General features: G+C 72.0%; 23 protein-coding genes. 12 read left to right on the top strand and 11 right to left on the bottom strand.

Annotated elements, in window-relative coordinates:
* The first annotated feature begins 31 nt into the window (after positions 1–31).
* Positions 32–1,042, top strand: a complete 1,011-nt coding sequence (locus tag F5972_RS22520) for a sugar phosphate isomerase/epimerase family protein (protein ID WP_150935531.1) — start codon at positions 32–34, stop codon at positions 1,040–1,042.
* A gap of 64 nt (positions 1,043–1,106) precedes the next feature.
* Here F5972_RS22520 and F5972_RS22515 read toward each other — a convergent pair whose 3' ends face one another.
* Genes F5972_RS22515 through F5972_RS22505 form a run of 3 tightly spaced genes read right to left on the bottom strand, consistent with a single transcriptional unit; the run spans position 1,107 to position 2,951 of the window.
* Entirely contained in the window at positions 1,107–1,601 is a 495-nt protein-coding gene (locus tag F5972_RS22515; protein WP_150935530.1) for an MSMEG_6728 family protein, read from the bottom strand.
* 55 nt (positions 1,602–1,656) lie between these two features.
* Positions 1,657–2,754: a Zn-dependent alcohol dehydrogenase gene (locus F5972_RS22510; RefSeq protein ID WP_225311735.1), complete on the bottom strand. Its 1,098-nt coding sequence runs from the start codon at positions 2,752–2,754 to the stop codon at positions 1,657–1,659.
* A 2-nt stretch (positions 2,755–2,756) separates the two neighbouring features.
* Positions 2,757–2,951 (bottom strand): ferredoxin, encoded by a 195-nt coding sequence (locus F5972_RS22505; protein WP_150935529.1) that lies wholly within the window; start codon positions 2,949–2,951, stop codon positions 2,757–2,759.
* A 41-nt stretch (positions 2,952–2,992) separates the two neighbouring features.
* Here F5972_RS22505 and F5972_RS22500 point away from each other — a divergent pair, with 41 nt between their 5' ends.
* On the top strand, positions 2,993–3,652 hold the full coding sequence (locus F5972_RS22500) for a class I SAM-dependent methyltransferase (RefSeq protein WP_150935528.1): 660 nt from the start codon (positions 2,993–2,995) through the stop codon (positions 3,650–3,652).
* Between the two features lie 15 nt (positions 3,653–3,667).
* Here F5972_RS22500 and F5972_RS22495 read toward each other — a convergent pair whose 3' ends face one another.
* The 3 genes from F5972_RS22495 to F5972_RS22485 form a co-directional block, all read right to left on the bottom strand.
* Positions 3,668–4,729, bottom strand: coding sequence for a prenyltransferase (locus tag F5972_RS22495; RefSeq protein WP_150935527.1), 1,062 nt, complete (start codon positions 4,727–4,729; stop codon positions 3,668–3,670).
* Positions 4,726–5,439: a class I SAM-dependent methyltransferase gene (locus F5972_RS22490; protein ID WP_150935526.1), complete on the bottom strand. Its 714-nt coding sequence runs from the start codon at positions 5,437–5,439 to the stop codon at positions 4,726–4,728. Before F5972_RS22490 ends, F5972_RS22495 begins: the two co-directional genes overlap by 4 nt.
* 73 nt (positions 5,440–5,512) lie before the next feature.
* Positions 5,513–6,754, bottom strand: coding sequence for a glycosyltransferase family 4 protein (locus F5972_RS22485; protein WP_150935525.1), 1,242 nt, complete (start codon positions 6,752–6,754; stop codon positions 5,513–5,515).
* Between the two features lie 245 nt (positions 6,755–6,999).
* On the opposite strand from F5972_RS22485, the gene F5972_RS22480 reads away from it, so the two are divergent.
* Positions 7,000–8,028, top strand: coding sequence for a GDP-mannose 4,6-dehydratase (locus F5972_RS22480; RefSeq protein WP_150935524.1), 1,029 nt, complete (start codon positions 7,000–7,002; stop codon positions 8,026–8,028).
* Between the two features lie 77 nt (positions 8,029–8,105).
* Positions 8,106–8,441 carry an MmcQ/YjbR family DNA-binding protein gene (locus tag F5972_RS22475; RefSeq protein WP_150935523.1) on the top strand — a complete coding sequence of 112 codons (336 nt, stop codon included), beginning with the start codon at positions 8,106–8,108 and terminating at the stop codon, positions 8,439–8,441.
* A gap of 103 nt (positions 8,442–8,544) precedes the next feature.
* Here the strand turns inward: F5972_RS22475 and F5972_RS22470 are convergent, their stop codons facing one another.
* Both F5972_RS22470 and F5972_RS22465 read right to left on the bottom strand, forming a co-directional pair.
* Complete coding sequence (locus F5972_RS22470; protein ID WP_150935522.1) at positions 8,545–9,204, bottom strand: TetR family transcriptional regulator; 660 nt, start codon at positions 9,202–9,204, stop codon at positions 8,545–8,547.
* Between the two features lie 112 nt (positions 9,205–9,316).
* Positions 9,317–12,094, bottom strand: coding sequence for a hypothetical protein (locus F5972_RS22465; RefSeq protein ID WP_150935521.1), 2,778 nt, complete (start codon positions 12,092–12,094; stop codon positions 9,317–9,319).
* Between the two features lie 283 nt (positions 12,095–12,377).
* Here F5972_RS22465 and F5972_RS22460 point away from each other — a divergent pair, with 283 nt between their 5' ends.
* Genes F5972_RS22460 through F5972_RS22440 form a run of 5 tightly spaced genes read left to right on the top strand, consistent with a single transcriptional unit; the run spans position 12,378 to position 16,254 of the window.
* On the top strand, positions 12,378–13,430 hold the full coding sequence (locus F5972_RS22460) for an ABC transporter ATP-binding protein (RefSeq protein ID WP_150935520.1): 1,053 nt from the start codon (positions 12,378–12,380) through the stop codon (positions 13,428–13,430).
* Positions 13,427–14,101, top strand: coding sequence for an ABC transporter permease (locus F5972_RS22455; protein ID WP_150935519.1), 675 nt, complete (start codon positions 13,427–13,429; stop codon positions 14,099–14,101). Before F5972_RS22460 ends, F5972_RS22455 begins: the two co-directional genes overlap by 4 nt.
* Positions 14,102–14,129: 28 nt before the next feature.
* Positions 14,130–14,792 (top strand): ABC transporter permease, encoded by a 663-nt coding sequence (locus tag F5972_RS22450; RefSeq protein ID WP_150935518.1) that lies wholly within the window; start codon positions 14,130–14,132, stop codon positions 14,790–14,792.
* 38 nt (positions 14,793–14,830) lie between these two features.
* Positions 14,831–15,751, top strand: a complete 921-nt coding sequence (locus tag F5972_RS22445) for an ABC transporter substrate-binding protein (RefSeq protein WP_191910262.1) — start codon at positions 14,831–14,833, stop codon at positions 15,749–15,751.
* A gap of 44 nt (positions 15,752–15,795) precedes the next feature.
* Positions 15,796–16,254: a flavin reductase family protein gene (locus F5972_RS22440; protein ID WP_150935594.1), complete on the top strand. Its 459-nt coding sequence runs from the start codon at positions 15,796–15,798 to the stop codon at positions 16,252–16,254.
* Here F5972_RS22440 and sppA read toward each other — a convergent pair.
* The gene (gene sppA, locus F5972_RS22435) at positions 16,236–17,927 is read right to left on the bottom strand and encodes a signal peptide peptidase SppA (protein WP_150935517.1); all 1,692 of its coding nucleotides are present in this window, start codon (positions 17,925–17,927) and stop codon (positions 16,236–16,238) included. The two genes, F5972_RS22440 and sppA, sit on opposite strands and share 19 nt — an antisense overlap.
* Before the next feature lie 97 nt (positions 17,928–18,024).
* Positions 18,025–19,557 carry a glycosyl hydrolase family 18 protein gene (locus tag F5972_RS22430; RefSeq protein ID WP_225311733.1) on the bottom strand — a complete coding sequence of 511 codons (1,533 nt, stop codon included), beginning with the start codon at positions 19,555–19,557 and terminating at the stop codon, positions 18,025–18,027.
* Positions 19,558–19,737: 180 nt separating this feature from the next.
* Between F5972_RS22430 and F5972_RS22425 the strand changes: the two genes are divergently transcribed.
* Positions 19,738–20,880, top strand: coding sequence for a sensor histidine kinase (locus F5972_RS22425; protein WP_150935516.1), 1,143 nt, complete (start codon positions 19,738–19,740; stop codon positions 20,878–20,880).
* Positions 20,877–21,533 (top strand): response regulator, encoded by a 657-nt coding sequence (locus tag F5972_RS22420; RefSeq protein ID WP_150935515.1) that lies wholly within the window; start codon positions 20,877–20,879, stop codon positions 21,531–21,533. Before F5972_RS22425 ends, F5972_RS22420 begins: the two co-directional genes overlap by 4 nt.
* Here the strand turns inward: F5972_RS22420 and F5972_RS22415 are convergent.
* Complete coding sequence (locus F5972_RS22415; protein WP_191910261.1) at positions 21,523–22,164, bottom strand: DUF2306 domain-containing protein; 642 nt, start codon at positions 22,162–22,164, stop codon at positions 21,523–21,525. The two genes, F5972_RS22420 and F5972_RS22415, sit on opposite strands and share 11 nt — an antisense overlap.
* 261 nt (positions 22,165–22,425) lie before the next feature.
* Here F5972_RS22415 and F5972_RS22410 point away from each other — a divergent pair, with 261 nt between their 5' ends.
* Entirely contained in the window at positions 22,426–23,409 is a 984-nt protein-coding gene (locus tag F5972_RS22410) for an NAD(P)-dependent alcohol dehydrogenase (protein WP_150935513.1), read from the top strand.
* The last annotated feature ends 6 nt before the right edge of the window (positions 23,410–23,415 follow it).

The raw sequence follows: 23,415 nt of genomic DNA, 5'->3' as shown, positions 1-23,415 counted from the left end.
CCGGTAGCCGCTTCACGAGTGTGGAGGACTGATGACCAGGCCGATCACGTTGTTCACCGGTCAGTGGGCCGACCTGCCGTTCGAGGAGGTCTGCCGGCTGGCCGCCGAGTGGGGCTACGACGGTCTTGAGATCGCCTGCTGGGGCGACCACTTCGAGGTCGACAAGGCCGTGTCCGACGACTCCTACGTCGAGCGCAAGCTGGAGACCCTGGCCAAGTACGACCTGAAGGTGTGGACGATCTCCAACCACCTGGTCGGCCAGGCCGTCTGCGACCACCCGATCGACGAGCGGCACAAGGGCATCCTGCCCGCCCGCATCTGGGGCGACGGCGAACCCGAAGGCGTCCGCCGCCGGGCCGCCGAGGAGATCAAGGACACCGCCCGCGCCGCCGCCAAGCTCGGGGTCAAGACCGTGGTCGGGTTCACCGGATCGTCGATCTGGCACACCCTGGCCATGTTCCCCCCGGTGCCGCCGTCGATGATCGAGGCCGGCTACGCCGACTTCGCCGAGCGGTTCAACCCGATCCTGGACGTCTTCGACGAGGTCGGGGTGCGTTTCGCCCACGAGGTGCACCCCAGCGAGATCGCCTATGACTACCACACCACGGTGCGGACGCTGGAGGCGATCGGCAACCGGCCGGCGTTCGGGCTGAACTGGGACCCCTCGCACATGGTGTGGCAGGGTCTGGACCCGGCGGGGTTCATCCTGGACTTCGCCGACAAGATCTACCATGTGGACTGCAAGGACGCCCGGGTCGCCACCCGCGACGGGCGGCGGGGCCGGCTGGCCTCCCACCTGGCCTGGGCCGACCCGCGCCGCGGCTGGGACTTCGTGTCCACCGGCCGGGGCGACGTGCCGTGGGAGGAGTGCTTCCGCGCGCTCAACCACATCGGCTACGACGGCCCGATCTCCATCGAGTGGGAGGACGCGGGCATGGACCGGCTGCACGGCGCACCCGAGTCCCTGGCCTACATCCGCTCGCTCAACGCCATCACCCCACCCGACGCGGCCTTCGACGCCGCCTTCTCCTCCGAGAGCTGATCCCGCCTCCGCTCTCGCGAGACCACAGGGCCGGGTGGCGCTTCGCCACCCGGCCCTCTCGCGCTCAGACGGGCCGGCGGGGTGGGAGCAGGGCGTTGACGCGGTCGGAGCCGGGCCAGACATAGGGGAGGTCGTCGGGCTCGCCGGGGAACAACGGCCCGTAGAACCCGGGGTCCTTGCGCAGCAGGGCGGAGCGGTGGCTGAGGTGGAGGGCGGGATCGCCCAGCCACGGCGGCAGCTCGCCCGCCTCGGCGAGGGCCACCTGGGTGCGGGGCGTCTCGATGCCGCGGCAGCCGAGCAGTTCCCTGGTCATCGTCCCGGCGCAGGTGTCGGCCCGGCCCATGTCGCACCACGCCGCGACGATCTCCAGGCCGTAGCGGACCAGCGCCTCCTCGTATCCGGCCCACATGTGGGCGACGGGATGGTGCCGCCAGCCGTACCCCGGGATGGTGAGGGTGCGCAGGACCTGCAGCGCCTCGACCCGCTGCTTGCCCAGGCGGAGTGGGTCGAGCAGGCGTGCGGAGGCGGTGAAGTCCGGGTACGGCAGGAATGTCTGCATGTCGCCGACCGGGGTACCCGTGACCGCCGGAGATATCCCCTCGGACGGGGAGATCTCAGTCGAACAGCACGATCTGCCGGAGCACCTCGCCGCCGCGCAGGGCGGCGACCGCCTCGTTCAGGTCGCCGATCCTGATCCGCGCGCTGATCATGCTGTCGAGGTCGAGCCTGCCCGCCTTGTAGAGGTTCACGAAGCGGGGGAAGTCCCTGCGGACGTCGGCGCCGCCGTACAGCGAGCTGAGGATGTTCTTGCCCTCGAACAGCAGGCCGAAGGCGTTGAGGGGCACCTGGTCGTCCACGGCGCCCGCGCCGACGACGATGACGTCGCCGCCGCGCCGGGTCGCCCGCCAGGCCGTCATGATGGCCGCCGACTTGCCGACCGCCTCGAAGCCGTGGTCGAAGCCCTGGCCGCCGGTCAGGGCGCCGATCGCGTCCGTGAGCCGGTCGGGGGTGCAGGCGTGGGTGGCCCCCACCTTCAGGGCGAGCGCGTGCTTGGACTCCAGCGGGTCGATCGCGAGGATCGTGGTCGCGCCGGAGATCCGGGCCCCCTGGATCACCGACAGCCCGACGCCGCCGCACCCGACCACGGCCACGGTCGCCCCCGGGCGCACCTTCGCCGTGTTGAGCACGGCGCCGACGCCCGTGGTGACGCCGCAGCCGATCAGCGCCGCCACCTCGTACGGCACGTCGGGATCGACCCTGATCGCCCCCTGCCAGGGCACGACGATCTCCTCGGCCCAGGTGCCGCACCCGGCCATCCCGAACGCCGGGGTGCCGCCGCCGAACCGGAAGCGCGGCTCGGCGAAGCCCTTCATCATGTACGTCATGCACAGGTTCGGCTGCCCGGCCAGGCAACTCGGGCAGTCGCCGCAGGCGGGCGTCCAGTTGACGATGACGTGGTCGCCCGGCCGGACCGTGGTGACGCCGTCGCCCACCTCGACCACCTCGCCCGCGCCCTCGTGCCCGGGGATGATCGGCAGAGGCTGGGGGAGCACGCCGGTCAGCACCGACAGGTCGGAGTGGCACACGCCGGTCGCCCGTACGCGCACGCGCACGTCGCCCGGGCCCACCGGCGTCAGCGTGATGTCGTCGCGGATGTCCAGCTTCTCGTCGCCGACCGCGTGCAGGATCGCGCCGCGCATGGTTATAGGCATGGTCACTCGTCGACGAGGGACAGCGCGGCCTTCGGGCAGGACCGCACCGCGTGGCGGACCCGGTCGAGCAGCTCGGCGGGCGGCTCGGGCATCAGCACCCAGAGGTTGTCCTGGTCGTCGACCTCGAAGACCTCGGGAGCCAGACCCATGCAGACGGCGTTGGCCTCGCACACCTCGTAATCCACAACGATCTTCACGACGCGTCCTCCTCATCGGGGGCCCGGGTAGGGTGCCCGTCATGGTAACTCCGATGCCCCTTCCGCTGCGCCGTGCCGCCGAGGAGGCGCGCGGCTTCATGCCGCCCGCCGAGGGCGAGGCGCTGTACGAGACCGCCGCGACGTACGGCCTGCGGGGGCCGGTCTGCGAGATCGGCACGTACTGCGGCAAGTCGGCGATCTATCTGGGCGCCGGGGCGCGGCAGGCGGGGACGGTGGTCTTCACCGTGGACCATCACCGGGGGTCGGAGGAGATCCAGCCCGGCTGGCCGCACCACGACCCCGACCTGGTCGACGCGCGGACCGGGCGGATGGACTCGCTGCCGTTCTTCCGCGACACGATCGCCGCCGCCGGCCTGGAGGACGAGGTGATCGCGGTCGTCGGCGACTCGGCGACGGTCGCCCGGTTCTGGGCCACGCCGCTCGCCGTGCTGTTCGTCGACGGCGGCCATTCGGAGGAGCCGGTGACCGCCGACTACGAGGGATGGGCGCCGCACGTCATGCCGGGCGGCGCGCTCGTCTTCCACGACATCTATCCCGACCCCGCCGAGGGCGGGCAGGCGCCGTACCACGTCTATCTGCGCGCGCTGGAGTCCGGCGCCTTCACGGAGGTGCGGGTCACCGGCTCCCTGCGGGTGCTGGAGAAGAGCTCATCAAGCGCGGTGCGATCGGGCGCGGTGTGATCGGGAGCAGGCTGATCAGGCGCGGGCGCGCTCGCAGCCGCACTCGCCGGTGACGCGGGCCTCCCGGCCGCCGGCGTCGCGGAAGATCCCCGAGCCGGGGGTCGCGTGGGCGAGCGCATCGGCGGCGAGCACCACCGCGGCCGCCGTGTAGCCCGACCACTCGTCGGGGAAGTGCCGCTCGTTCACGAACTGCCAGCCGGTCCAGTAGGCCCCGTCCTCGTGGCGCAGGTGCTGCATGTCCGCGAACACCGTCAGTGCGCGGTCCGGCAGCCCGGCGGCGTCGAGCGCGAGCGCCAGCTCGCACGACTCCGCGCCGGTCACCCACGGCTGGTCGGAGACGCAGCGCGCCCCGAGGCCGGGTTCCACGAAGGTGTCCCATTCCAGGTCGAACCGGCGTACGGCGTCCACCCCTCGTACGGCGCCGCCGAGCACGGGGTAGTACCAGTCCATCGAGAACCGGCTCTTGTCGGCGAACGCCTCGGGGTGGTGCGCGACGACGTGGCCGAGCCGGTCGGCGGCGAGCTCCCAGTCGGGCTGCGGGTCGCCCAGCCGTTCGGCGAGCAGCGCCCCGCACCGCAGGCCCTGGTGGATCGACGAGCACCCGGTGAGCAGGGCGTAGTCGGCCGGGCGGCCCTCGGCGTCGCGCTGCCAGAGGATCTCGCCCCGCGTGGTCTGCAGCCCCATGACGAAACCGAGGCCCCGGACCACCGTCGGCCACATGGCCCGGGCGAAGTCCTCGTCGCCGGTCACCAGCAGGTCGTGCCAGACCCCCACCGCGATGTAGGCCGCGTGGTTGGACTCGCCGGCGGCCTCGGCGGGCCGCCCGTCCCGGATCCTCATCGGCCAGGAGCCGTCCGGGCGCTGGTGCCGTACGAGCCAGTCGTAGCCCCTGCGGGCCTCCTCGCGCAGCCCGGCCACGGTCAGCGCCATCAGGCACTCGATGTGGTTCCAGGCGTCGATGTGGCCCTCGGGCCAGGGCACCCCGCCCTCGTCGTCCTGGATCGCGGCGATGCTCTCGGCCGTACGGAGGACCTGGTCGGCGGTGATGATCCCGGGAACGTGCGGCAGCCGCCTCATGCGGGCTTCCGGACGTAGACGACCACGCTCTTGCCGATCAGGGGGTTGAGCACGGCCTCGGCCAGCCGGGTGGCGAGAGGGCGCTTCATGATGTCCCAGACGAGAAGCTCGTGGTACGCCTTGGCGAGCGGATGCTCGTCGTTCTTCACTCCGACCGCGCACTTGATCCACCAGTACGGCGTGTGCAGCCCGTGCGCGTGGTGGTGACCGCCGACCTCCAGGCCCGAGGCCTTGAGCTTCGCCTGGAGCTCCGCCAACGTATAAATCCTGATATGTCCGCCGGGGGTGGTGTGGTAGTCCTCCGACAGCGCCCAGCAGACGCGCTCGGGGAGGAAGCTCGGCACCGTGATCGCGGCCCGGCCGCCGGGCTTGAGCACACGTACGATCTCCCGCATCGCGGCCATGTCGTCGGGGATGTGCTCCAGCACCTCGGCGGCGATGACGCGGTCGAAGGAGGCGTCGGGGAACGGCATGTCGAGGGCGTCGCCGACGACGGTGTCACCGGTCGCGCCCGCCGGCACCTCGCCCTCCTTGTCCATGGCCGCGAACATGGCCGCCACGCTCTCCATCTCGGCGGCGTCCATGTCGAAGGCGGTCACGTCGGCGCCGCGGCGGAGCACCTCGAAGGCGTGCCGGCCACCACCGGCCCCGAGGTCGAGGACGCGGTCACCCGGTCCGACCGGCAGCCGGGCGAAGTCGACGGTCAGCACTCGGTGCCTGCCTTTCGTGGGGTGGCGCTGCGTGGGGTGGTGCCGCGTGGGGTGTGCTTCGGGGGCCGGGGAGTCACCGCGAGGGGGTGTGAGCGGCGATGGCCTCGTGGTAGGCCTCGACGGTGCGCCGGGCGACGACCGGCCACGCGTAGCGCTCCATCACGCGGTCGTAACCGCGGCGGCCGTACTCCTCGCGCTCCTGCGGTGAGTCGAGCAGGCGGCGCAGCACGGCGGCCAGCTCCTCCGGGTCGCCCGGCGTCACCTGGATCGCCGCGTCGCCGACCACCTCGGGCAGGGCGCCCGTACGCGAGGCGACCAGCGGGGTGCCGCACGCCATGTGCTCGACGGCCGGCAGCGAGAAGCCCTCGTACAGGGAGGGGACCACCGCCACCTCGGAGGTGGCGATCAGCTCGGCCAGCTCCTCGTCGGGGATGCCGTGCACGAACCGTACGCGGTCGTGCAGCGACAGCTCGCCGACGAGCTTTTCGGTGGGCCCGCCGGGGGTCGGCCTGCTCACCACGGTCAGGTTGACCTCCCGCTCGGTGGCGAGCTTGGCCACGGCCCGCAGCAGCGTCGCGACACCCTTCATCGGGGAGTCGGCGCTGGCCACGGCCACGATCGAGTTCTCCCGCTTCGGCAGTTCCGGCCGCGGGTGGAAGAACCGCGTGTCGACGCCGAGGGGGATCAGTCGCATGTTCGACTGCGGCACGTTGAAGTCGCGGTGGATGTCGGCGAGCGACGACTCGCTGACGGTCAGGATCGGGCTGAGCCGGGGGGCGACGACGCTTTGCATGCGGACGAATCCGTACCAGCGGCGCATCGACAGCCGCTTCCACCCCTTGGCGGCCTTCAGCTCGATCCGCCGGTCGACGCTGATGGGGTGGTGGATGGTGCCGACCACGGGGAGCAGCTTCTGGATGCCGAGCAGGCCGTATCCCAGCGTCTGGTTGTCCTGGACGACGTCGAAGTCGCCCCGCCGCTTCCTGAGCTCGCGGAAGGCGCGGAGGCTGAACGTCAGCGGCTCGGGGAACCCGGCCGTCCACATGGTGGCGACCTCCAGCGCGTCGATCCAGTCGCGGTATTCGGCGAGCTTCGGGGTGCGGAACGGGTCCTCGTCGCGGTAGAGGTCCAGGCTGGGGATCTTGTTGAGGATCACGCCCTCGTCCAGCTCCGGGTACGGCTGGCCGGAGAAGACCTCGACGTGATGGCCCAGGGCGACGAGCTCACGGCTGATGTGGCGTAGGTACACCCCCTGGCCGCCGCAGGTGGGCTTGCTGCGATAGGACAGCAGCGCGACTCGCAGCCTCTCCGCCAAGAGGCACCCCTTTCCAGTCGTGCCCCCGTGGGGCTGCTGCCAGGAACACTACCATTTGACCTTATCCGGGGTGCTATGAGGTGGAAGGGGTCCTCGCTCGACCCTCACCCTCCCCGACCTGGGGTGTTAGGTTACCCGAGCGAGATTCGGTGTAACGCGTTCTACTACCGGCTATGTGGGTGAGGTCGGGCAGGGCGGTACATTCGCCTCTCATAGGCCGAGTTGGGTGGTATGAGGAGGATCCGTTGGCCAGGCGTGCGCTGATCACCGGCATCACCGGTCAGGACGGCTCCTATCTCGCCGAGCACCTGCTGCGTGAGGGATACGAGGTCTGGGGGCTGGTCCGGGGCCAGGCGAACCCGCGCGTGCCGCGCGTGCGCCGGCTCCTGCAGGACGTGCGGCTCGTGCGGGGCGACCTGCTCGACCAGGGATCGCTGATCTCCGCGGTGGAGAAGGCGCAGCCGGACGAGGTCTACAACCTCGGGGCCATCTCGTTCGTGCCGATGTCGTGGGAGCAGGCCGAGCTCACCGGGGAGGTGACCGGCATGGGCGTGCTCCGCGTGCTGGAGGCCATCCGCGTCTGCTCGGGGATCACCGCCTCGCGCGGCTCGTCCGCGCGGCAGATCCGCTTCTACCAGGCGTCGTCCTCCGAGATGTTCGGGCAGGTGAGAGAGACGCCGCAGACGGAGCGCACCCCCTTCCACCCGAGGTCGCCGTACGGCGTGGCCAAGGCGTACGGGCACTTCCTCACGCAGAACTACCGCGAGTCGTACGGGATGTTCGCGGTGTCGGGCATCCTGTTCAACCACGAGTCGCCCCGGCGCGGGGCGGAGTTCGTCACTCGCAAGGTGTCGCTCGGCGTCGCGAGGATCAAGCTCGGCCTGGCGTCGGAGCTGCGCCTCGGCAACCTGGAGGCGCGCCGCGACTGGGGCTTCGCGGGCGACTTCGTCCGGGCCATGCACCTGATGCTGTCGGCCGCCGAGCCGGAGGACTACGTCATCGGCACCGGGCGCACGCACTCGGTGCGCGAGCTGGTCGAGGCCGCCTTCGGCGCCGCCGGGCTGGACTGGGAGCGGCACGTCGTCTGCGACTCCTCCCTGCACCGGCCGGCCGAGGTCGACCTGCTGTGCGCGGACCCGAAGAAGGCCCGCACCCAGCTGGGCTGGGAGCCGACGGTGTCGTTCGAGGACCTCGTGGCGATGATGGTCGAGGCCGACCTGCGCCTCCTCGCCGACGGCCGCGATCCCGAGCAGGACAATCCGTCCTGGCCGTGACCGTGCCATGACCGGTGCCAGGACCGCCTTGCGCGGGACGGTGCGGTTCTGTCGGTGCGCTCTGGTACGACAGACGCATGGGTGTGAGCGTCGAGGAGTTCCTGGGCATGCTGGACCGGCTGCCCGAGGTGCGGCAGAGCGAGGGGGGCGACTGGGTCGCCTTCAAGGTGCGCGACAAGGGGTTCGGCTACCTCTGGGAGCGGACCCGGACGGTCGGCCTCAAGGCCACGATCGAGGAGCAGATCGCGCTGGTGGCCGAGCGTCCCGAGGTGTTCGAGCCGCAGTTCACCGCAGGGAGGTTCGGCTGGGTCGTCGTCCACCTGGAGGGGATCGAGCCGGACGAGCTGTTCGAGCTGGTCACCGAGGCGTGGTGCCTGACCGCGCCCAAGGCCCTCGTCGAGGCATTCGAATGACGTGTCGTTGAACTGGAACCCGTTCCAGCCCGATTGCGGCGGCAGGGTGAATACGGGGCGGGGGTGAATACGAGGGTCGGGTGAATACGGGCGGCGGTGAATATCAGAAGCCCGCGAGCAGCCGCTCGGCGGCGAGTTCGATCCGGTGCTGGATCTGCTCATAGGTTCGCCGTCCGCGCAGCATCTCCAGCAGCTCCTGCACCCACACCCCCACCAGGGACGCGGTGAGGGCGTGCTGGTCGTCGGGAGGAAGGTCCGCGGTGCGGCCGCCGCCGGCGGCGACGCGCAGCACCAGGCTCGCCATCCGGTCGCCGAACGGCGCCTCCACCTCCGCGATGATCAGGGAGCGGATCAGCGCGTCGGCCAGTTCCGGCTCGCGCATCAGGCCCCGGGTCGCCCGCATCAGCACGTCGACCGCGCGGCCGGCGGGCTGGGCGGCGGTCGGGGGCCGCCGCTCGATGCTCGACTCCAGCAGGTCGATCTCCTCGGCCACGACCGCCACGACCAGGTCCATCTTGGAGGGGAAGTAGCGGTAGAGCGTTCCCAGCGCGACGCCCGCGCGTTCGGCCACCGTGCGCATCTGCATCGCCTCTACGCCCCCGCGGGAGGCGAGCGCCGCGGCCGCCTGCACGATCCGCCGGCGTCGCTGGTGCTGGCTCCGGGCGCGGACTCCGGGGGTGGCCGGAGCCGGATGCGCGCCCGTGCCGGAGGGCGCGTCGGGGCGCGGCGGCGGGACGTCGGCGACCACATGCGAAGTGCGCATGGGAACACGCTATCCGACTCCCGCCCGTCCAGACTGGTTACCCGCCAGTCGCGAAAACGCCGGTATTTCGCGAAATGTAATCGGTTCTACTTCGCTGTCCCGAGCGGGGAGGTCAGTGCGTGACGATCGTCGGCACGGTGAAGAAGACGACCAGTGCGATTATCAGGCAGATCAGGAAGCCGACGGCCTCCCACAGCCAGTCGTAGTGCCGGTCGCTCTTCTTGCGCGACCCCTTCCCCGCAGGCCTGGCACCGGCCTCCCCGGCGTTCCCGGTGCTGCCGGCCTTCCCCTTGGCGCTGCCGGCCTTCTTGGTGCTGCCGGTGTTCGTGTGCTTCTTGGCCGTGCGCTTGCCGTCCTTCCGCACGGGCGCGACCGGCGAGGAGGCAGGGACGGCAGCAGGGACGGCGGCTCGGGAGGCGGCAGCGGCGGCCGGTGCGGTAGCCGATGTCGATGTAGTGGCCGATGCGGTGTCAGGCGCCGGGGTGGGGTCCAGGGCCTCGGCCTCCGCCTGAGGCGCCTCGGGGGCTCCGCCCTCGCGGAACGCCGCCGGATACTCACCGGTGAGTGCCGTGTCCTGGGAGACGTCGTGCGAGGCGCTTGCGGATGCCGCCGGGGGAACGTCGTCGGGGAATGCCGCCGGATACTCACCGGTGAGTGCCGTGTCCTGGGAGACGTCGTGCGAGGTGCTCGCGGAGACCGCCGGGGGGACGTCCTCGGCGAATGCCGCCGGATACCCGCCGGACGGATCCTCGATCCGCTCCTCAACCTGCGGGAACTCCACCTGCGGGAACTCCACCTGCGGGAACGCGACCTGTGGGAACTCAGCCTGCGGGAACTCGGTCTCCGGGAACACCGCCTGCGGGATCGCGGTGCTCTCGGCCGGGGGGAACGCGTCGGATGGGGTGGAAGGTTCGGGGTGCTCGGACTGCCAGAACTGCCCCGACTGCCCGGATGCCTCGGGCGGCGAGGCGGGCTCCGTAGCGGGCCGTGGGTCCGGCTCAGCGGCGCCGGCCGTGGGCTGGGGAGCCGGCTCGCCGGCCGGCTTGGGGGGCGCCTCGGCCGGGGCGGCGAAAGCGTCGAAGGGTTCGGCGGAGCGGAGCGTCTCGAACAGGAGCGTGTGCGCCGCGTCGAACGGCTCGCCGGGCCTGGAGGCGGTCGCCGGGTCCGCGGGGGTGAACGCGTCGAAGGCGCCGGGCTCTCCCCTGCCCACGTCGTGCTGCTCACCGGCTGGGAGCGGACTGACGGGCGTGAAGGCGTCGAAGGACTCACCGGGCGGGAGCGGACCGGCGGGCGTGAAGGCGTCGAAACCGCGCCGTTCGCCCGGCACCTGTCCCGGCGCCTGCCTCTGCGGATCATCCGCGAAGACGGTGTGGCCGGGCAGTGGATCGGCGGATGGATACGCGGCGGGCGCTGGGTCGGCGGGTCGGGTCACGCCGGGAGGAGTCGCGGGAGCGAAGGCGTCGAACGGGTCGGCCGGTTCGGCTGGGCGGAAGGCGCCGAACGGCTCGGCCTCCGACCGCTCGGCGTCGAAGCCCTCGGCACTGAACCAGTCGACGTTGGACCTGTCTGCGGCGAGGCCCTCGGCACCCACAGTCGTCGCATGACCCGCGTGTCCCACCGAGCCCGCCGGCTCCGGAACGCCGAAGCCGGATGGCTGTGACAGGTCCTGCGACGGCGGCTGTGACAGGGCCTGGGACACAGCCTCGGGCAGGGCCTGGGATGGGAACTGCGGGGAAGCCAGCGGCTCCACGGGCGCCGCCAAGGACTCCTGCGCCGGGCGTTCCTGGGCCCGTATCTCCTGCGCCCGGGTCTCTGCCTGTGTCTCCTGTGCCTGTGTCTCCTGCGCCCGGGTCTTTGCCTGTGTCTCCTGTGCCTGTGTCTCCTGCGCCCGGGTCTTTGCCTGTGTCTCCTGTGCCTGTGTCTCCTGCGCCCGGGTCTTTGCCTGTGTCTCCTGTGCCTGTGTCTCCTGCGATCGAGGCTCGGGCCGGGTGGCGCGCTTTCTGCGCAGGCGGCCCTCGGTGAGCGAGTTGAGCAGCGCTCCGCGCAGCCGGGGCATGGGCTCGGTCGTCGCCTCGTGCTTGGCCTTGCGCCGGGACTCCTGGGGCGTGATGGCCTCGGTATTGACCACGCAGGTGTTGGTGACCTGATCAGGGTCGCTCAGCGGCAGCGGCCAGGTCGGTGTGGTCGGCCACAGCCTCTTGGTGACGAGCCCCCCGGACCGAGCCCCCGACTGCTCCGCCGCCTGCTCCGGACCGGCCTCGGGTGAGTCGCCGGGCTCCTCGTACGGCAGCGCCGCCAGCACCCGGTTGCGTACGGAGGCGGACGGGTGACGCCAGGGCAGCCGGGCCAGTACGTCGGCGATGGGGGCGACCCCGATGGCGTCGTACACCTCCGCGACAGGGGGAGGCACGAACGGCGCGGACCTCGCGGCGGCGACCGCCGTCGCCAGTGTCTGGGTGAAGCGGCGCCTCGCTCCGGCGGCGAGCTCCTCCGCGGTGTCGCCCGCCACGTCGAGCACCAGCGACAGCTCGGGCGGCGTGAGGCCGCAGACCTCCGACAGCAGCAGGACCTCTCGCTGGTGCGGCCGGATGTCGCGGAACACCCGCTCGATCAGCGCGGTCGCCGGGTCGGCGACGGAGTCCACGGCGGGCAGCGCGTAGCTGACGTCCCGGCGGTAGATCTCGCGGCGGGCCAGCGCGTACAGCACGGCGCGCGAGGGGGGCTCGGGGGCGGCCGGAGCGGTGGTGAAGACGGCGACCACGGCGTCGGCCGCCGAGGCGGTCTCGCCGAGCTGGTCGTGGCAGTAGGCGAACAACCCCGCGGCGTGACGCTCGAAGAGCTCGGCGATCAGCTCGCTCCTGGAGCGCTGACCGGTGAGCGGTGAAGTCACGACCGGCTCCTCAAGGGTTCGTGGCTGGTCCCTACGGGAGGAACGGAGCGGAGGGACAGGAGAGGCGTGAGAGTAATCATGCCAACACATCGGCGCACCACGCATCAGGAGATGCCCTATTGATAGATATTCAGGCCCGGATCTCGCGAGTATCTCCATAGGCTGACTGCCGGGCTGACGAACGCGGTGGGGGCCGCCATGATTTCCGGGGAGCTGACGGGGAAGAGCGAAGGCGCCTCCGGTGTTGCCTTGATCGCACACTCTTTCGAAGGGCAGATACGGCGTGATCACATTCGAAGGTGTCACCAAGCGCTACCGGGACGGGACGGTGGCCGTGGACGACCTGAGCCTCGAGGTGCCCACCGGTGCGATCACCGTGTTCGTGGGCCCCTCCGGCTGCGGCAAGACCACCTCGCTGCGGATGATCAACCGCATGATCGACGCCACCTCCGGCCGCATCGCCCTCGACGGCCAGGACGTGCGGGAGATCGACCCGCCCACGCTCCGGCGCGGCATCGGGTACGTCATCCAGCAGGCGGGCCTGTTCCCGCACCGCAAGATCGTCGACAACGTCGCGACGGTGCCGTACCTGCTCGGCTGGAACAAGAAGAAGGCCCGTGCGCGGGCGATGGAGCTGCTCGAACTGGTCGGGCTCGACGCGGGCCTCGCGAACCGTTATCCCTTCCAGCTCTCCGGGGGCCAGCAGCAGCGGGTCGGCGTGGCCCGGGCGCTCGCGGCGGACCCGCCGGTGCTGCTGATGGACGAGCCGTTCAGCGCCGTCGACCCGGTCGTGCGGGCCAGCCTCCAGGACGAGTTGCTCCGCCTGCAGTCGGAACTGCGCAAGACGATCGTGTTCGTCACCCACGACATCGACGAGGCGGTCAAGCTCGGCGACACGGTGGCCGTCCTGCGCGTCGGCGGGCGGCTGGCCCAGATGGCGGGCCCCGCCACGCTGCTCACCGAGCCGGCCGACGACTTCGTCCGCGGCTTCCTCGGGCGTGACCGGGGCATCCGGCGGCTGTCGTTCATCTCCGCCAAGGAGGTGCGGCTCGGCCCGGCGCCGCCCGACCTCGTGACCGACGGGGACGGCAGGCCGCTCGGCTGGCGGACCGGCGACGGACTCGCGGCGTACGGCACCTTCGACCCCGAGACCGACTCGCTGCGGGCGGCGCTCGACGCGGCGCTGCTGTCGCCGAACGGCGTCGCGGTCGCCGTGGACGAGGAGGGCCGCGTGCGCGGGGTGGCCGGGCGGGACGCGATCGACGACCTGCTCGCCGAGTACGCGCCGCCCGTCAGGGGCGCCGGCTCCGCCGAGGCCGAGGAGGCGCGCGCGTGATCGAGGAGCCCCTGGTCCGCTGGGACTGGATCGCGCGCAACTGGGACAGCGGAAGCCCCTCGGCGATCAGCACACTGCTGGAGAACCACGTCGTGACGGCCTTCCTGCCGGTGCTGCTCGGGCTGGTGGTGGCGCTGCCGCTCGGCCTGGCCTGCGCCCGGTGGCGATGGCTGTACCAGCCGACGGCGGCGCTGATGAACGTGACCTACTCCCTGCCCTCCCTCGTCCTGTTCTCGATCTTCCTGTCCGTCACCGGGCTCACCCGCGCGACCGTCGTCATCCCGCTGACGTTCTTCGCCCTGGCGGTCCTGATCCCCGCCGTCGTGGACGGGCTGGCCTCGGTCCCCGATCCCGTACGGCAGTCGGCCGTGGCGATGGGCTTCCGGCCCGCGCGCCGCCTGCTCCGGGTCGAGTTGCCGGTCGCGGTGCCGGTGGTCCTCGCCGGGCTGCGGGTCGCGACCGTGTCCAGCATCAGCCTGGTGAGCGTGGGCGCGCTGATCGGCCAGGGCGGGCTCGGCAACCTGTTCATCGACGGCTGGCAGCGGCAGTTCTACACGCCGATCGTGGTCGGGATCGCGCTCATCGTGCTGCTCGCGGTGCTCGCAGACGGGCTGCTCGTGCTGGCCCAGCGACTGCTGACCCCCTGGTCCCGGGCAAGGAGCACGGCGTGAACGGGCGCAGCGTGAACGGGGGTACGGCGTGAACTGGCTGGCCGACTTCTTCGGCGACGCGGCGCACTGGTCCGGCCCCGACGGCATCCCGGCGCGGCTGCTGGAGCACCTCGGATACTCGGCGGCGGCCTTCCTCGTCGCGGCCTTGATCGCCGTGCCGCTCGGCATGCTGATCGGCCACACCGGCCGCGGCGCGCTGCTCGTCGTCGTCGCGGCGAACGCCGCCCGGGCCCTGCCCACGCTCGGCCTGCTCGTGCTCGTCGTGCTGCTGGCCGGGGTGGGGACCGTGCTGCCGGTGCTGGTCCCGCTGATCGTGCTGGCGGTCCCGCCCATCCTGGTGAACACGTACGAGGGCCTGCGCGGCGTGGACGCCGACCTGCGCGACGCCGCGTACGGCATGGGCCTGCGCGGGCGGCAGGTGCTGTTCCGGACGCTGACGCCGGTCGCGCTGCCGCTGATCCTGCTGGGGCTGCGCCTGTCAGCCATCCAGGTCGTCTCCACGGCCACCGTGGCGGCGTTCGTCGGCCTCGGCGGGCTCGGCCGGTTCATCATCGACGGCCTGGCCACCAAGGCGTACTCAAGCGTGATCGGCGGCGCGGTCCTGGTCGCGGCCCTCGCGCTGGCCGTCCAGTTCGGCTTCCTCCTCCTCGGCCGGGTGGTCGTCTCGCCGGGAGTCCGGCAGACGCGCTAATCTCCGTATTATCTCCCAGAAATGAAGGGTTTTTCCTTATGAGGCGTATGTTCGGCGTCGCGGCGGTCGCCCTGACCACGGCGCTCACATTGTCGGCCTGCGGGGGGTCCGACCCGCTGTCCACCACCGCGTCGGCCGCCCCGGCGGCCTCCGGTTCCGGCGGCGCGGCCGCCGCAAAGGTGGTCGTCGGCTCCTTCGACTTCCCCGAGAGCGTCCTGCTCGCCTCGATCTACGCCCAGGCACTCAAGGCGAAGGGCGTCACGGTCGAGGAGAAGCCCAACATCGGCAGCCGAGAGGTGGTCTACGACCAGGTCAAGAGCGGCGGCCTGACCGTCCTGCCGGAGTACGCCGGGTCGCTGCTGGCGTTCATCGACAAGTCGAGCACGGCGCGGACCAAGGACGACATCCTCTCCGGGCTGAAGGCCAAGCTGCCGCCCGAGCTGGAGATCCTGGAGCCCGCCGCGGCCGAGGACAACAACTCGCTCACCGTCACCAAGGCGACGGCCGACAAGTACAAGCTCGCCACGATCGAGGACCTCGCGAAGGTCTCCAAGGACTTCACGGTCGGCGGCCCGCCGGAGTTCAAGGACCGCCAGGAGGAGAACTTCAAGAGCGTCTACGGCCTGGAGTTCAAGCAGTGGAAGCCCACCGGGGCCACCACCGCCGACGCGATCAAGAGCGGCACGGTCCAGGTGGGCAACGTGTTCACCACCGACCCCAAGATCGTGCTGAACGACCTCGTGCCACTGCAGGACAACAAGAACGCCTTCGGTTCGGAGAACGTGACGCCCCTGGTCCACAAGGCCGAGGCGAACGAGACCGTGGTCTCCACGCTCAACGCGATCTCCGCCAAGCTGGACACCGAGACGCTGGTCTCGCTGATGAAGCGGATCGCCGTCGACAAGGACGACCCGCCGGCGGTCGCCAAGGACTGGCTGGCCCAGAACGGTCTCGTCTAGGTGAGTCCTGAGTGAGTCCGGTGCAGGGGCTGTTCACCGAGGCCATGCGGCAACTCGCCGCGGGCGTCGCCGTGGTGACGGTGAAGGACGACCGTGACGACCTCGGCACGACGGTCGCGACCCTGATGTCGGTGTCGCTCGACCCGCCGCTCGTGCTGGTCAGCCTCGACTCGGCCGGATATCTCGCCGAGGTGCTCCTGCGCCGGGACCGTTGGGCCGCCAGCCTTCTCGCGGACGGCCAGCAGGCGGTCGCCTCCCGCTTCGCCGCCGCCGGGCGGCCGGGGGCGCGGCTCCTGCTGGCCGGGGCCGCCCACCACCGCGGCGAGCACAGCGAGGCGCTGGTGGTGGAGGGCGGCGTGGCGGCGATCGAGGCCGAGACGACGCAGGTCGTCCCGGCCGGTGATCACACCCTGTTCGTCGGCGCGGTGCTGGGCGTCGACTACGTCGACGCCGCCAAGCCCCCGCTCGTACGGCTGCGCTCCCGCTACCGGACGGTCCAGTAGCCCGGCAGCGCGAGCGGGCCGTACGCCGGGAGGCCGAGCTCCCCGGCGAGCCGGGCCAGCGGTCCCCACGCCTCCAGGCGGATCCGGGAGAGGGCGGCCGACCTGTCCTCGCTGGACTCCGCCGGCCGTAGCCGCTCCAGCGGGTGCATGCGGGGATAGGTCCGCACCGGGGCGGCGGTGGGGAGCCCGGCCCGGCGGCGGGCCATGGCGAGGGCGTCCTCCAGGCCGCCGAGCTCGTCGGCGAGGCCGGCCGCCCGGGCGTCGGCGCCGGTCCACACCCGGCCCTTGGCCAGCTCGTGCGCCCGCTCCCTGCTCAGGCCGCGGCCGTCGGCCACCTTGCCGACGAAGTCGTCGTAGATGCGGTCGAGCCAGGCGTTGACCCGCTCCCACTGCGTATCGGAGAACGCGGTCGTCGGCGAGAACATCCCCGCGTTGGCGCCCTCGGCGACCGACTCCGTCGCCACGCCGAGCTTGCCGAGCAGCTCACCGACGACGGGCTTACCGCCGAACACGCCGATCGAGCCGGTCAGCGTGCCCGGCTGGGCCACGATCACGTCGGCGGCCATCGACACGAAGTAGCCGCCGGAGGCGGCCAGGTCGCCCATCGACACGATGACCGGCTTGCCCGCCTCCCGGGCCAGCACGACCTCCCGCCAGATGGCGTCGGAGGCGACGTACGAGCCGCCGGGGCTGTCCACGCGGAACACGATGGCCTTGACCTTGTCGTCCCGCCGGGCCGCGCGGAGGGCGGCGCAGACGGTGTCGGAGCCCATGGCCCCTCCGCCGCCCAGGGGAGACCTGCCGCTGCGCCCGAGGCGGATCATGCCGGTGCCGTGCACCAGAGCCACGGTGTCGGCGCCGGGGTGCGGCAGCTTCCCGGACAGCGCGCTCTTGGCGTACCGGGACACGTACAGCAGGTGGGCGCCGTCCTCGACGGTCTCCGCGTAGACCTCGTCGCGATACTTGAGCCCGTCCACGAGCCCGGCCTCGACGGCCTCGGCGCCGATGAACGGGCCCTGGTCGATCAGCTCGCGCACCCGCTCGGGGGTGAGCCGGCGCGCCTCGGCGATGCCGGCGGTGATCTGCTCGGTCACCGACTCGGCGATGCGGGCCGCCGACTCGCGGTGCGCGTCCGTCATGTGGTTCTGGGTGAACATGTTGGCCGCGGTCTTGTACTCGTGCCGCTGGCCGAGCTGATACTCCACCCCGGCCCTCGCGAGCGCGTCGCGCAGGAAGCGCTGCTCCAGCGCCACCCCGGTCAGGCCGACGTCACCGGAGGGCTGGAGGTAGACCCGCTCGAAGGCACTGGCCAGATAGTACGGAACCGTCCCGGTGCCGAACTCCCCGAAGGTCTCGGCGAACGCGACGGTCGGCTTGCCCGCAGCGCGCAGCTTCACGACGGCTTCGCGCAGTTCCTGCACCATCCCCAGGCCCAGGGGGTTCCCGCCGATCTTGACGATGAGCGCGGTGACCCGGGGGTCCTTGCGGGCGCGGCGCAGGCCCGACAGCACCTCCGCCAGGCGCGGCTTGCGCATCGACAGCAGGGCGGTGACAGGGTCGGCGGGCGGTCCCTCGGACAGCCCTTCGGTCAGGTCCAGCTCCAGCACCAGCGGCCCGGTGCGGCGCTGCCGCAGCTTGGCCACGGTCTCCACGATCGTCCTCGACGCGTCCATAAATGCCACCATAAGCGACGGTTTTGGCCGGTCTGCCCCGACGGTCAGGGCCCCCACGTGAGTGTGGCACGCGGAGGCCCCGATCGGTGCGAAGCGGTTACCTCAGGCCGCTCGACATCGCGGTGATCAGTTCGCCGTTGGCGGTGTCACCGCTGAACTCCCAGAAGAAGGCCCCGCCCAGACCTTGGTTCTTGGCGTAGGTCATCTTGCCGCCGATGGTGGCGGGGGTGTCGTAGCTCCACCAGTTGGAGCCGCACTTGGCGTACGCGGTGCCGGCGACCGTGCCGGTGGCCGGGCAGCTGTTCTTGAGGACCTTGTAGTCCTCGATGCCCGCCTCGTACGTGCCGGGCGCGGCGCCGGTGGCGGTGCCGCCGGGGGCCGACTGGGTCACGCCGGTCCAGCCGCGGCCGTAGAAGCCGATGCCGAGCAGCAGCTTGCTCGCGGGCACGCCCTTGCTCTTCAGCTTCTGGATCGCCGCGTCGGAGTAGAACCCGGCGGTGGGGATGCCCGAGTAGGAGGTCAGGGGGGAGTGCGGAGCCGTCGGGCCCTGGGCCGCCCAGGCGCCGAAGTAGTCGTAGGTCATCACGTTGTACCAGTCGATGTACTGCGCCGCTCCCGCGTAGTCGGCAGCGTCGATCTTGCCGCCGCTCGTGCCGTCCGCGGTGATGGCCGCGGTGACGAGGTAGCTGGAGCCGAACTTGGCGCGCAGCGCGGCCATCAGGTTCCTGAACGCCGCCGCGCCGCTGGAGTCACAGCTCAGGCCGCAGGCGTTCGGGTACTCCCAGTCGATGTCGATGCCGTCGAACACGTCGGCCCAGCGGGGGTCCTTCAGCAGCGTGTAGCAGGAGTTGGCGAACGCGGTGGGGTTGGCCGCGGCCTGGGCGAACCCGCCGGACCAGGTCCAGCCGCCGAAGGAGTAGATGACCTTGATGTTCGGGTACTGCGCCTTGAGCTTGCGCAGCTGGTTGAAGGCGCCGCGCAGCGCGCCGGCGTCCCAGGTGTCGGCCTTGCCGTCCACGCTGTTGGCCGTCGTGTAGGCCATGTCGTAGTCGGCGTAGGAGTCGCCGATCGCGCACTGGCCGTTGGTCACGTTGCCGAACGCGTAGTTGATGTGGGTGAGCTTGGCGGCCGAACCGCTGGTCACGATGTTCTTCACGAAATACTGGCGGCCGTAGACGCCCCAGTCGGCGAAGTAGCCGAGCACCTTCTTGCCGCCCGGCGGCGGTGTGACGGTCGGGGTGACCGTCGGCGTCACGGTGGGCGTCGGGCTCGGGCTCTTACTGGGGCTCGGGCTCGGGGAGGGACTCCTCGTGGGGGTTGCGCTCGGGGAGGGGGACGAGGTGGAGCCGCCCGGCAGGAGCTTCCACAGGGCCGGCACGATCGGCGGCTCCCACCCGGTCAGGGAGGTGTGCGCCTGGATGCACTCGTAGTCCTTGCCCGCGTAGGTGACCCGGGCGCCGACGGCGTACCAGGTGTTGGGGGCCCAGGCCGCGTAGGCCAGGGTGACGACCCCGGCCTTGGGGGCGGTGGCGGCGGTGCTCGCGGCGACGGTGGCGGAGGCGGTCCCGATCGCGAGCGGCGCGAGCAGCGCGGCCCCGGCGATCATGGACCCGAGGAGGATCTTTCGCAACGGAAACTCCCGGGCTTGGGGGGTAATGATAGGAAAGTTTCCTATTAGTTGGCAGCGTAAGCACCGATCGCCGGAGGGTCAACGCCCCTGAGGCCGGTTAATCGCCGGTTAACTCCTCGCTAAGGTCCCGCCCGCGCGCGACCTGCCCCCCGAAGGCGCGGGCTCCCGTACGATGATGCGGTGAGCGGTCTCGTTCGCTCGGTCTGGCACGAGCCCCGTCCCCCCGACCCGCCCAGGCGGGTGTGGCGCGACTGGGCGCTCGTCGTGGTGCTGGTGCCGCTCGCGGTGCTGGAGGGGGTGCTGCGGCCGGACCTGCCGTGGCGGGTCTTCTCGGTGGTCGTCACCGCGGGGCTGACGCCCGCGCTGCTGTGGCGCCGGACCCGGCCCCTGGAGGCGCTGGCGGCCTGCTTCGTCGTCACGACCCTGGTCCCGGTCGCCCTGGACGGCGCGACGCTCGACATGTACTCCCTGGCCTACCTGCTGATCCTGCCGTACGCGCTGCTGCGGTGGGGGTCGGGCCGCGAGATCGTGATCGGCCTCGCGGTCATGCTCGCCGGGGCCGGCCTGTCCGTGCTCGTCGAGCACGCCGCGCTCGCCGACGCGATCGGCCCGTTCGCCGTCGTGCTCTCCACGACCACGCTCGGCTGGGCGTTCCGCTACCGGGCCAGGGCGAGGGCCCGTGAGCTCGACCAGGTCAAGCTGCTCGAACGCGAGCAACTGGCGCGCGAACTGCACGACACCGTCGCCCACCACGTCTCGGCGATGGCGATCCGTGCGCAGGCGGGCCTCGCCACGGCCGCGTCGCGGCCGGACGCCGCGACCGACGCGCTGCGGGTGATCGAGGCCGAGGCGGCGCGCGCCCTCGACGAGATGCGGGCCATGGTCCGCGTCCTGCGCCGGGACGAGCCGGCGGACCTGACCCCCGGGCGGCAGATCGCCGACCTGGAGGGGCTCGCGGCGCCCGGCGGGCCGGACCACCCGTCCGTCGGGATCGAGATCTCCGGTGACCTCGGCGGCATCTCCCCGTCGGTCGAGGCGGCGGTCTACCGCATCGCCCAGGAGGCGGTCACGAACGCGCTGCGGCACGCCCGCCACGCCACCCGGGTGGCGGTGCACGTCACCGGGGACGGCCCCTCGGTGTGCCTGCGCGTGAGCGACGACGGTGACGGCGGCTCCGCCCGCCCGCCGGGCCCGGCGGGATACGGCATCGTCGGCATGGCCGAACGCGCCGACCTGCTCGGCGGCACCTGTGTGGCGGGCCCGGACCCCGGCCGGGGCTGGACCGTCACCGCGGTGCTGCCGAGGAACGGGGTGGCGACGTGAGCATCCGGGTGCTGGTCGCCGACGACCAGGAGATCGTCCGCACCGGGCTCGCGATGATCCTCGACGCCCAGCCCGGCATCGAGGTCGCCGGCACGGCCGCCGACGGGCGGCGGGCCATCGAGCTCGCGCGGCGCCTGCGCCCGGACGTGTGCCTGTTCGACATCCGCATGCCCGGCGTCGACGGCATCGAGGCGACCCGCTGCCTCGCCGGGCCGGGGGTCGCCGACCCCCTCGCCGTCGTGGTCATCACCACGTTCGACCTCGACGAGTACGTCTACGCCGCGCTGCGGGCCGGCGCCCGGGGGTTCCTGCTCAAGAACGCCGGTGCGGAGATGCTCTCCCAGGCCGTGCACGCCGCCGCCGGAGGGGACGCGCTCATCGCCCCGAGCGTCACCGCGCGGCTGCTCGGGGCCTTCGCCCGGTCCGGCCCCGCCGCACCGGCGGCGCGGCTCGTCGAGCCGCTGACCTACCGGGAGGAGGAGATTCTGGCCGCGGTGGCGCGCGGGCGGACCAACAGCGAGATCGCCGACGAGATGCACATCTCGCTGAGCACGGTCAAGACGCACGTAGCCAGCCTGATGGCCAAGCTCGGCGCCCGCAACCGCGTCGAGATCGCCATGTGGGCCTATCAGACAGGCCGCGTCACGGGGTGACGGGCGCGGGCCGGCGGATACCGGGCTTCCGGGCGCCGGGCCGGCGCCGGACGGCCCACTCGGCCACGGCGAGGTTGATCACCCACGCGAGGGTCATGAGCAGCGCGCGGGGGAGCGGGCCGGGCTGCCCGCCGGTCACCACGACCCAGGGCAGGATGGTCAGCACCTGGGTGCCCGCGCCCATGCCGAGCGCGTAGCCGCGCGCCATCCACGCGCGGTGCCGGGTGACGTCCCGCCGCCGGATCGCCGTGAAGCCGAGGACGATCGACACGATCATGCCGCCGCCCACCGCCAGCCGTACGCCGACCAGGAGGGCGCTGTCGTCCGGCAGGTGCGGGTAGAACAGCGTCATCCACAGGCCCGACAGGGCCGTGACGAGCCCGGCGGGCACCAGCACCCGTCCCGAGACCCGGTGCCAGCGCGGCGCGCGGCGGCGGAGCGCGGGGGCGAACTGCAGGGCGCCGAGAAGGCTGAACAGGGTGACGGCGACGATGTGCGCGACCACGGGGAAGGGCGTCGCGAAATACCGGGCGCTGTCCGCGGTGACCGGCCCGCCGACGGTGAGCTGGGACAGCCGGGCCGCGCCGGCGACCACGGGCACGGCGCTGAGCGCGATCAGCCCCGCCGGCACCAGCCACTTCCTTTTCCTCCGGCCACCTCGCGGGGGTACGGACCGTCGCGTCGATGTCACTTCTGCCGATGCCGGTTGTGCCGATGTCAGTTCTGTCATGGCCCGATCGTCGTATGCGGGGCGGGGGCGGATCATCGGCGGAACGGCTCGATCCGCACCGGTCCATCGGCTGCCGATCGGGCGTACTTTCGGCCGATGAGTCCCGGGCACGGCGCTTCCTACGCTGGCCTCCCAGCCGCCGAGGCGACGAGGAGAGATGCGATGAAGGCCTACGTCCTACGCTCGTACGGCCCGCCCGAGGTCCTGGAGCTCGGCGACGTCCCGACGCCGGCGCCCGGCCCCGGGGAGGTGCTGGTCCGGGTCCGCGCCACCTCCGTCCAGCCGTACGACTGGCACCACATGAGAGGCGAGCCGTACGTCGCGCGCCTGATGGGCGGCACGCTCGGCCCGCGCGGGCCGCGGATCGGCATTCTGGGCGCCGACGTCGCGGGGGAGGTCGAGGCGACCGGCGCGGGCGTCACGGCGTTCCGCCCCGGCGACCAGGTGTTCGCGATGGTCACCGGGGGCGGCTTCGCCGAGTACGTCAGCGTGCGGGAGAGCGAGCTGGTCCGCAAACCGGAGAACCTGTCGTTCGAGCAGGCGGCGGCGGTGCCGCTGGCGGCCGCCACCGCGCTGCTGGCCCTGGACGAAGGGCAGGTCCGGCCGGGGCACGAGGTGCTCGTGAACGGCGCGTCGGGCGGGGTGGGCACCTTCGCCGTGCAGCTCGCCCGGGCGTTCGGCGCCGAGGTCACCGGCGTCTGCGGCCCCCGCAACGTGGATCTGGTCCGGTCGCTCGGCGCGGGCGAGGTCGTCGACTACAGCAGAGCCGACTTCACCCGGACCGCCCGGCGGTACGACCTCCTGCTCGACATCGCGGGCACCCGGCCGGCGGCGGCCTGCCGGCGGGTGCTCAGGCCCCGGGGGACGCACGTCCTCGTCGGCGGGCCGGCCGGACGATGGCTGCAGCCCGTCGGCCACACGATCGCGGCGCTCTCGACGTCGCCGTTCACGTCGAGGCGGGTGGTCCTCGCCGACGTGACCCGATGCCGCGAGAAGCGGGCGAAGCTGGTCAGGCTGGCCGCGCTCGTCGAGCAGGGCGACCTCACCCCGGTCGTCGACCGCGTCTACCCGTTCGACGACCTCCCCGCGGCCGTCCGCTACGTGGAGGAGGGGCACGCCCGCGGGAAGGTCGTCGTCAGCGTGTGAACGGCC

The organism is Microbispora cellulosiformans, assembly GCF_008728085.1.
GTDB classification, from domain to species: domain Bacteria; phylum Actinomycetota; class Actinomycetes; order Streptosporangiales; family Streptosporangiaceae; genus Microbispora; species Microbispora amethystogenes.
The sequence above is the reverse complement of the archived record's forward strand: the minus strand, read 5'-3'. Positions and strand labels throughout refer to the sequence as shown.

Bases quoted from the DNA above. Each gene is read 5' to 3' on its own strand.
- F5972_RS22520 (WP_150935531.1), top strand. From the start codon at position 32: ATGACCAGGCCGATCACGTTGTTCACCGGTCAGTGGGCCGACCTGCCG.
- F5972_RS22515 (WP_150935530.1), bottom strand. From the start codon at position 1,601: ATGCAGACATTCCTGCCGTACCCGGACTTCACCGCCTCCGCACGCCTG.
- F5972_RS22510 (WP_225311735.1), bottom strand. From the start codon at position 2,754: ATGCCTATAACCATGCGCGGCGCGATCCTGCACGCGGTCGGCGACGAG.
- F5972_RS22500 (WP_150935528.1), top strand. From the start codon at position 2,993: ATGGTAACTCCGATGCCCCTTCCGCTGCGCCGTGCCGCCGAGGAGGCG.
- F5972_RS22495 (WP_150935527.1), bottom strand. From the start codon at position 4,729: ATGAGGCGGCTGCCGCACGTTCCCGGGATCATCACCGCCGACCAGGTC.
- F5972_RS22475 (WP_150935523.1), top strand. From the start codon at position 8,106: ATGGGTGTGAGCGTCGAGGAGTTCCTGGGCATGCTGGACCGGCTGCCC.
- F5972_RS22470 (WP_150935522.1), bottom strand. From the start codon at position 9,204: ATGCGCACTTCGCATGTGGTCGCCGACGTCCCGCCGCCGCGCCCCGAC.
- F5972_RS22445 (WP_191910262.1), top strand. From the start codon at position 14,831: ATGAGGCGTATGTTCGGCGTCGCGGCGGTCGCCCTGACCACGGCGCTC.
- F5972_RS22440 (WP_150935594.1), top strand. From the start codon at position 15,796: ATGCGGCAACTCGCCGCGGGCGTCGCCGTGGTGACGGTGAAGGACGAC.
- sppA (WP_150935517.1), bottom strand. From the start codon at position 17,927: ATGGACGCGTCGAGGACGATCGTGGAGACCGTGGCCAAGCTGCGGCAG.
- F5972_RS22410 (WP_150935513.1), top strand. From the start codon at position 22,426: ATGAAGGCCTACGTCCTACGCTCGTACGGCCCGCCCGAGGTCCTGGAG.